The organism is Bacillus daqingensis (assembly GCF_042654445.1).
GTDB lineage: Bacteria > Bacillota > Bacilli > Bacillales > Salisediminibacteriaceae > Alkalicoccus > Alkalicoccus luteus.
This window is the reverse complement of the sequence record NZ_JBHSGK010000020.1, coordinates 130,754-141,975: the sequence shown is the minus strand read 5'-3', so window position 1 is coordinate 141,975 and position 11,222 is coordinate 130,754. Positions and strand designations below refer to the sequence as shown.

Annotated in this window: 9 protein-coding genes, 7 tRNA genes and 1 rRNA gene; all 17 read left to right on the top strand. The window is 49.9% G+C overall.

Going from position 1 to position 11,222, the window contains the following annotated elements; genetic code table 11:
- Positions 1-407: 407 nt before the first annotated feature.
- The 17 genes from ACFO4L_RS15495 to glmM all read left to right on the top strand — a co-directional run bounded on the left by ACFO4L_RS15495 (position 408) and on the right by glmM (position 10,844).
- Positions 408-1,214, top strand: a complete 807-nt coding sequence (locus tag ACFO4L_RS15495) for an alpha/beta hydrolase (RefSeq protein WP_377910567.1) — start codon at positions 408-410, stop codon at positions 1,212-1,214.
- A gap of 364 nt (positions 1,215-1,578) precedes the next feature.
- Positions 1,579-2,094: a signal peptidase I gene (gene lepB / locus ACFO4L_RS15490; RefSeq protein ID WP_377910566.1), complete on the top strand. Its 516-nt coding sequence runs from the start codon at positions 1,579-1,581 to the stop codon at positions 2,092-2,094.
- Between the two features lie 147 nt (positions 2,095-2,241).
- A complete protein-coding gene (locus ACFO4L_RS15485) occupies positions 2,242-3,297 on the top strand; it encodes an Mrp/NBP35 family ATP-binding protein (protein ID WP_377910565.1) in 1,056 nt (351 codons plus the stop codon).
- 153 nt (positions 3,298-3,450) lie between these two features.
- Positions 3,451-4,137 carry a KinB-signaling pathway activation protein gene (locus tag ACFO4L_RS15480; protein WP_377910564.1) on the top strand — a complete coding sequence of 229 codons (687 nt, stop codon included), beginning with the start codon at positions 3,451-3,453 and terminating at the stop codon, positions 4,135-4,137.
- A 177-nt stretch (positions 4,138-4,314) separates the two neighbouring features.
- Positions 4,315-4,431: ribosomal RNA gene (gene rrf, locus ACFO4L_RS15475) — 5S ribosomal RNA — on the top strand.
- Positions 4,432-4,517: 86 nt separating this feature from the next.
- Positions 4,518-4,592: transfer RNA gene (locus tag ACFO4L_RS15470), tRNA-Asn, on the top strand.
- Between the two features lies 1 nt (position 4,593).
- Positions 4,594-4,669: transfer RNA gene (locus ACFO4L_RS15465), tRNA-Thr, on the top strand.
- A 4-nt stretch (positions 4,670-4,673) separates the two neighbouring features.
- Positions 4,674-4,748, top strand: a tRNA-Glu gene (locus tag ACFO4L_RS15460).
- A gap of 22 nt (positions 4,749-4,770) precedes the next feature.
- Positions 4,771-4,846: transfer RNA gene (locus tag ACFO4L_RS15455), tRNA-Thr, on the top strand.
- Positions 4,847-4,852: 6 nt separating this feature from the next.
- A tRNA-Gln gene (locus tag ACFO4L_RS15450) sits at positions 4,853-4,927 on the top strand.
- A 231-nt stretch (positions 4,928-5,158) separates the two neighbouring features.
- A tRNA-Lys gene (locus ACFO4L_RS15445) sits at positions 5,159-5,234 on the top strand.
- A 16-nt stretch (positions 5,235-5,250) separates the two neighbouring features.
- A tRNA-Ala gene (locus ACFO4L_RS15440) sits at positions 5,251-5,326 on the top strand.
- Between the two features lie 314 nt (positions 5,327-5,640).
- Complete coding sequence (gene sigW, locus ACFO4L_RS15435; RefSeq protein ID WP_377910563.1) at positions 5,641-6,204, top strand: RNA polymerase sigma factor SigW; 564 nt, start codon at positions 5,641-5,643, stop codon at positions 6,202-6,204.
- A 22-nt stretch (positions 6,205-6,226) separates the two neighbouring features.
- On the top strand, positions 6,227-6,862 hold the full coding sequence (locus ACFO4L_RS15430) for a zf-HC2 domain-containing protein (RefSeq protein ID WP_377910562.1): 636 nt from the start codon (positions 6,227-6,229) through the stop codon (positions 6,860-6,862).
- A 345-nt stretch (positions 6,863-7,207) separates the two neighbouring features.
- A complete protein-coding gene (gene cdaA / locus ACFO4L_RS15425; protein WP_377910561.1) occupies positions 7,208-8,026 on the top strand; it encodes a diadenylate cyclase CdaA in 819 nt (272 codons plus the stop codon).
- Complete coding sequence (locus ACFO4L_RS15420) at positions 8,019-9,467, top strand: CdaR family protein (RefSeq protein ID WP_377910560.1); 1,449 nt, start codon at positions 8,019-8,021, stop codon at positions 9,465-9,467. The genes cdaA and ACFO4L_RS15420 overlap by 8 nt, the downstream gene beginning before the upstream one ends.
- Positions 9,468-9,479: 12 nt before the next feature.
- The gene (gene glmM / locus ACFO4L_RS15415; RefSeq protein WP_377910559.1) at positions 9,480-10,844 is read left to right on the top strand and encodes a phosphoglucosamine mutase; all 1,365 of its coding nucleotides are present in this window, start codon (positions 9,480-9,482) and stop codon (positions 10,842-10,844) included.
- The last annotated feature ends 378 nt before the right edge of the window (positions 10,845-11,222 follow it).

Genomic DNA, 11,222 nt, shown 5'->3' with positions numbered 1-11,222 from the left:
AGGCCGGAGGCCCGGACTACCTGCTTCAGTACCTGCTTCCAAAATCCATCAGCCAGATGCTGTAAAGCACGAGCGAAAGAGGCTCTCCCATGCGGAGAGCCTCTTTTTTTGAGTGAGGAAGAAAGAGGCAGTGGTTTGCATCGCCTTGCTCCCTGGTTCTCAGAATGGTCTGTTCCGTTATAGTTCCCGCTGTGGCATGGCGTTAAGTCGTTCTTAGCCAACGCTGCATGGCACTTGCCTCGCGTTGGGCAGAAGCGATCCATGAATGAAAAAGGAATTTGGTAGTTAATCGATGTCTTTGCCCTTGGGCGCGCCACAACCGCCCACACGTATCGTTCCAGCTGAAAGCAGCTTTGAGTGCGCTGTGAATCGGGTAGGAGGGTATATAGAGATGAGGAGGGAGTACCATGGGAACATTGGTGAAGCTGATCCTGACTGCAGGCGGCGCAGCGGGGCTTCTTTTACTGCTCATTTACCTGTTTCAGGACCGGCTCTTGTTCTTTCCGCAGACGATGTCCGAGCAGGAGGCAGAGCAGACCGCAGCGCGCGAACCACGTGCGGAAACGGTCCAGTTTGAGATGGATGACGGAACTGAACTGCACGGATGGCTCATGCAGGCAGAAGAACAGCCGGGAGAGCAGCTGCTTGTTTATTACGGAGGCAACGGCGAAGAAGTCTCCGGCCAGATCATGGAGATGGCCGGTCCGCTGTCAGACTGGGATGTGCTGCTTGTCAATTACAGGGGGTATGGTATGAGCGGCGGCACGCCAGAGGAAGAGGCGCTCTATCAGGATGCGGAGCATATATTTGAAGAAGCTGCTGCTGGCTATGAGCGCACAGCAATGATGGGAAGAAGCATCGGGACGGCGATTGCAGTGAGAACAGCAGCCATTTTTCAGCCGGATGACGTTGTACTGATCTCTCCTTTTGATCGTCTGGAAGAAGTCGCAGCAGAAGCGTATCCTTTCCTGCCAGTGCGTACACTGCTGCGCTCAGAATTCGATACGGCGTCACGTATCAACGAGCTGGAGCACATGCTCGTGCTCGCCGGAGGCAGTGATCAGATTATAACGCCTGCCCGGACAGAGGCACTGCTGGATGAATATGAGGGAGAGGCAGTCTTTCATCTGCTCGAAGGCAGAGGCCACAATGACCTCCATCTGCACCCGGAGTTCTGGCCGCTGATTGAAGCGTATTTGCAGGAACGTTCATAGAGGAATCATCGTTTGAACTATGTAAAAAATGAGGTAACGGTTTATTTTTTTCATAAAAAAGGAATGGAGCAATAATCACTTATAAGGAGGACGTTCATTATGCTTCGAACTATTTTAATGGTTATTGGTGCGCTGGTTGTTATCAGCTTGATCCTGAGTCTGCTCTAATTGCTATCATCTCTTTATAAGCGTACATAGGGACACTATGTACAAGAAGAGCCCCTTATTCAGGGGTTCTTTTTTATGGGCTTGCAATCTTTCTGTAATTTTTCACAGACTTGAACCGTGTATTTCACGTGGAAATATGCTATTATGATGGGCGAAACTAACGACGTTCACGGAGTGAACAGAGGAGGATGCCGACGTGGCAGAAGAAAAGAAAAAAGGGTCATGGCTCGTACCGATTATTGTAGCTGTGGCTGTGGCGTTTGTTGTGCGTTCGTTTTTTATCGCTCCGTATGTAGTGGAAGGAGCTTCTATGGAACCTTCCTTATATGATAGTGACAGAATCCTGGTAAACAAAACGGCAACGTGGCTCGGTGAATTTGAACGAGGCGATGTCATCATTATAGAAGGTGAAAACAACCGTCACTACGTGAAACGAGTGATCGGCCTTCCTGGTGAAACATTGGAGATGGAAGAAGGGGCGCTGTTTGTTGACGGAGAACAGATAGAAGAACCGTATTTGGATGAGCTTTATGATTACAATGAGACGATTGACGAAGTGACGCTTCCGGAAGGGGAATACTTTGTCATGGGGGATAACCGCGGTAACAGTCTGGACAGCCGAAACGGTCTTGGTCTGATTGATGAAGAGTTTATCGTAGGTCGTTCTACGGTCGTGTTTTTCCCGTTTACAAACGTGCAGATTACAAATTAAATTCGCGTGACCTTCGTGAGCCTTCTCATGAAGGTTCTTTTTGTCAGAAGTGAACTTTTGGAGTGCGCGACACTGAAGCACGGCAGTGTCTGTGTTATAATGGCAGTTGTTGTAATCGAATTCATTCACGTAAAGGAAGGTGTCCGCATGATCACGGAAGAACAAGTCAAAAGCGTGCTCGAGGGCATAAATGACCCTCACCTGCATACATCGCTTACAGAAATCGGCGCCATTAAAGAAATCAAAATAAAAGAAAAGCTTCTCAGTCTCAAGCTGGCGATTGCTCAGCCGGGAACTGCTGAGCAGATGCAGCTTCAAAATGAAGTCGTGACGGCATTAAAAGAAGCTGGTGCTGACTCTGTCGGCCTCCGTTTTGAGAAGCTGTCAGACGACGTCATTGCCCAGTACGCTTCGGAACAGGAAGAAGAGAGCGGATCCCTGTTGGATCGTACAGATAAAACGACGTTCATTTCCATTACAAGTGGTAAAGGGGGCGTCGGAAAATCGACGGTGTCCGTCAATCTTGCTGTTTCGCTTGCTCGTGAAGGGAAAAAGGTTGGAATCATTGATGCAGATATCTACGGCTTCAGCGTGCCTGATATGATGGGAATCGAAGAACGTCCTCGTGTGGAAGGAGAACGGATTTATCCGGTGGAGCGCTTTGGCGTACAAGTCATTTCCATGGGCTTCTTCGTGGAGGACAACTCGCCAATCATCTGGCGCGGTCCAATGCTCGGGAAAATGCTCAATAACTTCTTCAATGAAGTAGAGTGGGATGATCTCGACTACTTGATTCTCGATCTGCCGCCGGGAACAGGAGATGTGGCGCTTGATATTCACTCCATGCTGCCACAGACGAAGGAAATTATCGTCACTACACCGCACGCAACAGCAGCCTTCGTTGCAGCGCGTGCCGGCGCAATGGCGCTGAAAACGGAGCATGAAATTCTTGGTGTTATTGAAAACATGGCGTATTTTGAAAGTAAAACGACTGGTGAAAAAGAATATGTGTTCGGACAGGGCGGAGGCGACAAGCTTGCTGAAGAACTGAAAACGAGCGTGCTGGCACAAGTGCCGCTCGGTCAGCCTGACATGGATCGCGGTGTGTTTGCACCATCGGTTTATGAAGAGGAGCACCAGATCGGGAAAATTTACAGCGAGATTGCGTCAAAGGTAATTGAGCAGACAAAAAAAGACAGCTGATCTGCCCCGGTGTGAGGATCCCCCTCACACCGGTTTTTCGTGGTCGGAATGTTTTGACCGTCAGATTGTGACAAGCCGGTGAAAACGGTGGCGGCGCCTGTGCGGCTTCTGCTACAATGGAGCGTGGACACATATGCGTTAGGAGGAACACGCGTGAATTCGAGAAAAGTCGTTTTTCTATTTAATTCCACGCTGTTAATCGGAACAGGCTTTGGCTTTTTAATGGGCTTTTTCCTCGATTTTCAGACACACATAAATGATCTGGCAAACTTTAATTTTGCCGGCCTGACGGTCGTAGCGATCACGGCTGCGATCTGGACAGTCATCGCTCAGATGGGCTTCTTCGCTTACTTGACGATTCACCGCTTCGGGCTTGGGATGTTCAAATCTGCCTCGTTATGGAATAAGGTGCAGATTGTTCTCATTGCATTTGCCCTGTTCGACCTGATGTTTTTCAGGTGGCTCGTATTTGCGGATGGAGAGAGCATCGTCGGCTATGCGGTTATGCCGATTCTCCTGCTTATTTACAGCTGGATTGTAGCAGTCATCAAGTCCCGTGAAACGAACTACTCCGCGTTCGTACCGACTCTGTTTTTCATGGTTGTTGTGACGACAATTGAGTGGGTGCCGGCGCTGACTCAGAATGACATGACGTTTATCATCAATGCGATTGTGCCTCTGCTCGTTGCGAATACATGGCAGATCCTCGTCCTGCACCGTCTGCACGAACAGCCAAACGGCAAGCAGCCCTCCACAAAGGCAGATCAGGAGCGGGACCGTAAAATTACGGCGGCAACAAAGCAGAAGAAAAAAGGCAAAAAGCAAAAGCGCGCGACATAACATGCGGGGAGGATGAAAACTTGATTATACGCTGGTTTTCGTCCTCCATTCCTTCCTGGAGATCAGGCAGTCATCCGGGAGAGAGAAAAAAATATAAAAAAGTATCACGAACCCCTTGCCAAGCGGACTCACTTTATAGTAATATACTAAATGTCCTGAGGGACACAAACACCATAACCTAGTGACGATAGCGGTGAGGTCACACCCGTTCCCATGCCGAACACGGAAGTTAAGCTCACCAGCGCCGATGATAGTTGGGGGCTCTCCCCCTGCGAAAGTAGGACGTCGCTAGGTCCTTTTTTTCTTTTATACCTTCACGATGATGGACGCCGGTTTCTCCCTGGAGGAGGAGCGAGTGTCAACACGTTTCTATTTTTTATTCCACAGTAGCTCAGTGGTAGAGCTATCGGCTGTTAACCGATCGGTCGTAGGTTCGAATCCTACCTGTGGAGCCATGCTTCCTTAGCTCAGTTGGTAGAGCGCATCCATGGTAAGGATGAGGTCAGCGGTTCAAGCCCGCTAGGAAGCTCCATCATGGCCCGTTGGTCAAGTGGTTAAGACACCGCCCTTTCACGGCGGTAACACGGGTTCGAATCCCGTACGGGTCACCATTTTTCTTTTTTTATGGTGTGAGCTGGCCTAGCTCAATTGGTAGAGCAACTGACTTGTAATCAGTAGGTTGGGGGTTCAAGTCCTCTGGCCAGCACCATAACGCAGGGCTATAGCCAAGCGGTAAGGCATCGGATTTTGATTCCGTGATTCGCAGGTTCGAATCCTGCTAGCCCTGCCATTTTCTTTTCATGGGTGATCGCAAAAGAAAATGGGTAAAGACAGCCTTAAGAACGTAAAAGTGAGTGTACATCTAGTACGCGACAAGAGCGAAGCAGACGAAGAGACATGCAGCTTATCTGCAATCATCAGTTGATTGGAAAGAAGCTGTAGAGATCAAGGATGCAAGGGAAAGAACGAGTGAGAGAGCGAAGCAGACGAAGAGACATGCAGCTTATCTCCAATCAAACGAGAGCCATTAGCTCAGTTGGTAGAGCATCTGACTTTTAATCAGAGGGTCGAAGGTTCGAGTCCTTCATGGCTCACCATTTACATATCACATACGGGGCCTTAGCTCAGCTGGGAGAGCGCCTGCCTTGCACGCAGGAGGTCAGCGGTTCGATCCCGCTAGGCTCCACCATACATATTGTTTGAAGCACTTCGGACGCATCTATCGTCTGAGGTGTTTTTTTGTGAGTCTTAAGCGGAACGAACAAAAAAGCTGGTCAACGAAAATAAAAATGAAACTTTCGATGCGGGTATTCCGTAAATGGACAGGACGGGCAACTCCAGCTCTGGATAACTGCTTTGTTTTTCCATAATATTAGTGATTTTGAATCCCGGTCCCTCGGTGTTTTCTTCCATTTCTCATGGTAAAATGAGAAAGGTATTTTTGAAACCTTATCAGGTTGCAGTCGTAAATGAAGTAACCGCAGCGAAGCGGAGGGTGCAGGGATGGACATAGTAGTAAAAAAAATCGTTCGTGAGGTTAAGCGCGGCAATCAGGATGCGTTCGCTGAGCTCGTGGATTTATATAAGGATAAAGTGTTTCATATTGCGTACCGCATGCTTGGAAATGCACATGAAGCACAGGATGTTTCACAGGAAGCTTTCCTGCGTGCCTACACGAACATCGAGTCCTATGATGAAAACCGAAAGTTCTCCACGTGGATTTTCCGGATTGCGACAAACTTGTCCATTGACCGGATCCGCAGAAAAAAACCGGATTTTCATCTGGAGGATCAAGTAGGCGGCACCGACAACCTGGATTACCACTCCCAGTTTGCAGCAGACATTGATCTGCCTGAAGATCAGGTTGTGAAGCTGGAAATGCAGCAGTGGATTCAGGATGAAATTATGGCACTTCCACCGAAATACCGCTCTGCTATTATACTGAAATACCTGGAAGATCTGTCGCTGAAAGAAATCAGCGAGGTTATGAATCTCCCGGTAGCGACGGTGAAAACCCGTATCCATCGTGGACGGGAAGCACTTCGCAAGCGGCTGGGTCAAGCCTAGCTGCAGAAAGGAGACAGGCGCCATGGCGTGCACACGGGATAAGCAGCAAGTGATTAATCAGTATTTAGATGAGGAAATGACGCTGCTTGAATCAAAACAATTTGAAGAGCATCTTCACTCGTGTCCGGACTGTGAAAAGCATGTTCGGGAACTGAAAAAAACAACCGCCATCATTCAAAGTGCGTCCCATTTTGAAGCGCCGAAGGACTTTACTGCGGGGGTCATGGACAGGCTTCCGAAACAGTCAAAGACAAAGCGCTGGCAGCAGTGGATCCGCAGGCACCCGATCGTGCTTACGGCAGCTGTCTTTTTCCTCGTCTTCGTAACAAGCCTTTCTGCAGGCTTTGGAGCAGAAGAGGAAATCGTCGTCAGAGGCGACGGGCATTTTATTATAAACGAGTCGGAGAGGACCGTTATTATTCCGGAGGGCAGCGCCATTCAAGGCGATTTGTTTATCCGCAATGGAGATGTCGAAGTGAATGGTGAAGTATCCGGCGACATCACCGTCGTCAACGGCCGTCATCTGCAGGCCTCCTCCGCCCAGATCAGCGGTGATATTGAAGAGATCAACCAGACTTTCGAATGGCTTTGGTTCGAAATGAAGACGCTCTGGAATGATGCGGTTCCCTTTCTAACACCAGCATCGGAAGAGGAATAAAACAGGCTGCCTCCTTACATACAGGGGGCAGCTTTTTTCAGTATAGAGGTCAAGACTGGAGAAGCGAAACGAATAGGCGTTATGAACCGGCAGCGGTTAAACGAGTTCTCAGCTGAAGTGACCGGTTTTTTTCTGCGGGTGCAGAGCTTTTTAAGAAATAGGTGCATAGAGAAAATACTGTAAAAGCAAAAGCTTGTCACTTCATTCTACATAAAGAGTGATGAGAATAACCCGCGTGATTCCGGCGAATTTCCCATGGTATTTTACGATAAGAGCCCGGATAACTATGATATAATGAGAATCGTTGGAATGTCTTGCCTGAGTAAAGGCGCTGGGGGAAACATTATGCTGGAAGATCTCACCCTGCTGCGGGCACTCGCCATCATTGTCGATGTCTCGCTGGTAGCTTTTGTTATTTATAAATTAATTATGGTTATACGCGGTACCCGGGCTGTCCAGCTCGTGAAAGGGATTACCGTTATTTTAGCTGTCTGGTTTTTAAGCGGCTATCTTGGATTGAATACGCTGCAGTGGATTATGCAGCAGGCAGTTACATACGGTCTCCTCGCGATCATTATCATTTTTCAGCCGGAGCTTCGCCGTGCCCTGGAACAGCTTGGCCGCGGCCGCTTTTTCCAGTCAACATCGTCGGCGGATGATCAGGAGGTGCGCCATTCGATTGAGCATATCATTACTGCTGCGAAGTACATGGGCAAGCGCCGCATCGGGGCCCTCATGTCGATTGAACGCGACACGGGAATGACTGATTACATTGAAACCGGTACTCCGATGCATGCAGAGCTCACATCAGAGCTTTTGATTAACATTTTTATCCCGAACGCCCCGCTTCACGATGGGGCCGTAATTATAAAAGGAAACGAAATTATGGCGGCCGGATGCTACCTGCCGCTCTCTGAAAATCCGTTTATCTCCAAAGAGCTTGGGACGAGACATCGTGCCGCTTTAGGGGTCAGTGAAGTAACCGATTCTATTACGATTGCTGTGTCAGAAGAGACTGGAGGTATATCAATTACGAAAAACGGCGAGATGCACCGAAACCTGGAGGAAGACGGGATTCGCAGCATGCTGGAGCGCGAGCTGCTGAGCCGCCAGGAAACGAATGGTTCATCCCGCTGGCAGTGGGGAGGCCGTAAAAATGGATAGGCTGTTCAGCAAAGGATGGTTCATTAAACTGGCATCCATTGTGATTGCGATCATGCTTTTCCTGATGGTAAACATGGACACACAGCCTCAGCAGGCCGGCGCAGGACTGCCGATACCGGGAGTGACCGATGGCGAGCGGGTACTGGAGGAAGTGCCGTTAAACGTGTATTACGATGATGAACAATATGTATTGACTGATGCGCCGGAAACGGTTCAGGTTGTGCTGCGCGGACCAAACAGCGCGCTGACGCTCGGCCAGGCAACTCAGGGACAGCAGGAAATCTATATCGACCTGGAAAATGAAGAAGCGGGAACGCACTATGAACGAATTCAGCACCGGGGTTTTCCGCCTGATTTAAGAGTTTCGATTGTTCCGCTTACCGTTCAGGTCTCTCTTCAAGAGAGGCAGACAGCCTCCTATCCGGTCGATATCCAGATTCTGAACGAAGAGGAGCTTGCAGAAGGCTATACGATCGGTGAACCGGAGGCATCGCCAGGTACGATTGATGTCACGGCTGCATCCGGCATGCTGGAGCAGGTTGCACAGGTTCGGGCCGCAGTTGACGTGAGCGGCCGGTCAGAGAGTTTTACTGATACCGCTTCTGTGGTATTATATGATGAGTCTGGAAACGAATTGGGCATCAATACCGATCCGCCTGCCGTAGACGTTACCGTACCAATCACAAGCCCGAATAAATCCGTTCCGCTTCGGCTGAGCCGCAATGGCGAGCTTGCTGATGGACTGGCGATTGATTCGGTCAGCCTGGATCCGGAGGAAGTAACGATTTACGGTCCAGTCGATGTGTTAAACGATATTTCCGTGATTGATCTTGATGAGCTTGACTTAGAGGAGCTCGAAGGAGATACGACGCTGACCGTTCCTGTACCGGTACCGGACGGGGTTGAACGCGTCGAACCGGGAGAAGTGACGGTTGAGATTGATACGACTGCAGAGCAAGAGCGGGAATTTTCTTCATTCTCTATTGATGTGGAGTCCCTGCCGGATGACTGGACGTTTCATTTCCCGGGAAATGAAGACGGCACGTTTACGCTTCGTGCACTAGGCAGCACGGAGCAGCTTGACCGGATCAGCCGGGATGATCTGGAAGCGTCAGTTGATGTGGACGGGCTTGAAGAGGGAACGCATATGGTACCTTTAGCAATTGGAGGCCCGCAGAACGTCCGCTTTCCACAAAACGGATCTGACGTGGAAATCACCATCGAGGACGAATCGAGCAGTGAAGCGGCGAACGATGCTTCGGAGGAGACGACTACGTCTGAGGAAGCTGACGAACCGCAGGAGAACGCGAACAATGAAGCCGCTGACGAAAATGACGAATTCAACGCTCAGGAAAGCGAAGAAGAGGAAACAACGACCGATGAAAACGAGCCGGATGAACCGGCAGACGATAATTCGACTATAAATGAAGATGAAGAATAGGAGAGATATTGGATGGGGAAATTCTTTGGTACTGACGGAGTCCGCGGTACAGCCAACACAGAGCTGACGCCCGAACTCGCGTTTAAACTGGGACGCTTCGGCGGCTACGTCCTGACGAAAGAGACGAGCAAGCCGAAGATTTTAATTGGACGGGACACCCGTATTTCCGGACACATGCTGGAAAGTGCTCTTGTAGCCGGGCTTTTGTCCATTGGAGCCGAGGTCATGCGTCTTGGCGTCATTACGACACCTGGCGTTGCGTATTTGACAAAAGCGCTCAGCGCTGACGCTGGCGTCATGATTTCAGCCTCACACAATCCGGTTCCGGATAACGGCATTAAATTCTTTGGGTCGGATGGCTTTAAGCTGCTGGATGAGCAGGAAGAAGAAATTGAAAAGCTGCTTCATCTGGAAGATGATATGGAGGACGATCTTCCTCGGCCAGTCGGCGGCGATATTGGCGTTGTCAGCGATTATTTTGAGGGCGGACAAAAATATCTCCGTTACTTGAAACAGACGGTGGAAAATGACTTCTCCGGTCTTCATGTTGCACTTGACTGTGCCAACGGGGCAGCTTCTCCGCTTGCGAACCATTTATTTGCAGATCTTGAAGCAGAAGAGATCTCCTGTATTGGTTCGTCGCCAAACGGGGTAAACATCAACGAACAGGTTGGTTCCACACATCCGGAAGAGCTTGTTGAGCTTGTGAAGGAAAAAGGGGCTGACATTGGTCTGGCCTTCGACGGCGATGCAGATCGACTGATTGCCGTTGATGAAAAGGGACAGATTGTAGATGGAGACCAGATTATGTACATCTGCGCCAAGTATTTAAATGCCCGCGGCGACCTGAAGCAGAATACGCTTGTGACGACCGTAATGAGCAACCTTGGTCTGTACAAAGCGCTGGAGCAGGAAGGGATCGCCACGAAGCAGACTGCTGTCGGCGACCGCTACGTCATGGAAGCCATGCGCAACGGTGACTACAGCCTTGGCGGGGAACAATCCGGACACTTGATCTTCCTGGATCATTCCACAACCGGGGACGGGCTGCTTTCAGCTCTCCAGCTTGTGCAAATCGTTAAAACCTGCGGCAAACCATTGTCTGAGCTTGCAGCAGAAGTACCAAAATATCCGCAAAAGCTCGTGAATGTCCGGGTGCAGGATAAGCATGCCCTTGCAGGCAATTCCGTTATCAATGCGGAGATCGAAGCGGTTGAAGCAGAGATGAATGGGGAAGGACGCATTCTGGTACGCCCATCCGGAACGGAGCCGCTCGTGCGTGTCATGGCGGAAGCTCCAACAGCGGAAACATGCGATAAATACGTCGCGAAAGTAGTTGACATCGTGAAGCAGGAGCTTGGCAGCCTGCAAAAATAATACAAAGGCCGTCCCAAATGGGGCGGTCTTTGTCAGAATGTAGACAAAGTCAATTAGGCTACATGTTTATTCATTTTTTGGTATTTCCCTTTTGCTTACCTAGCCTGCCGTGGGCTTGCCTTCAGCTATTTCTCAGGTTGCCCCCTGGTATGAAGGGAAGGATGGCGCGGCTTCACTCGGACACAGGCTTCTCACGAGAAGCCTTCAAGAGCCGGTCCGGCTCCGCTCGCGCTTTTCATGCCGTTCAAGTTCGAACGGCGATGAGGCTTCACTCGGACACAGGCTTTTTACAAGAAGCCTTCAAAAGCCAGTCCGGCTCCGCTCGTGCGTTGATGCCGTTCGCAGATCTGAACGGCACGGTATCTTCAGACTGCGCTG

Excerpts from the sequence above, each read along its gene's own strand:
- ACFO4L_RS15495 (WP_377910567.1), top strand. The coding sequence starts at position 408 with ATGGGAACATTGGTGAAGCTGATCCTGACTGCAGGCGGCGCAGCGGGG.
- ACFO4L_RS15485 (WP_377910565.1), top strand. The coding sequence starts at position 2,242 with ATGATCACGGAAGAACAAGTCAAAAGCGTGCTCGAGGGCATAAATGAC.
- sigW (WP_377910563.1), top strand. The coding sequence starts at position 5,641 with ATGGACATAGTAGTAAAAAAAATCGTTCGTGAGGTTAAGCGCGGCAAT.
- ACFO4L_RS15430 (WP_377910562.1), top strand. The coding sequence starts at position 6,227 with ATGGCGTGCACACGGGATAAGCAGCAAGTGATTAATCAGTATTTAGAT.
- cdaA (WP_377910561.1), top strand. The coding sequence starts at position 7,208 with ATGCTGGAAGATCTCACCCTGCTGCGGGCACTCGCCATCATTGTCGAT.
- ACFO4L_RS15420 (WP_377910560.1), top strand. The coding sequence starts at position 8,019 with ATGGATAGGCTGTTCAGCAAAGGATGGTTCATTAAACTGGCATCCATT.
- glmM (WP_377910559.1), top strand. The coding sequence starts at position 9,480 with ATGGGGAAATTCTTTGGTACTGACGGAGTCCGCGGTACAGCCAACACA.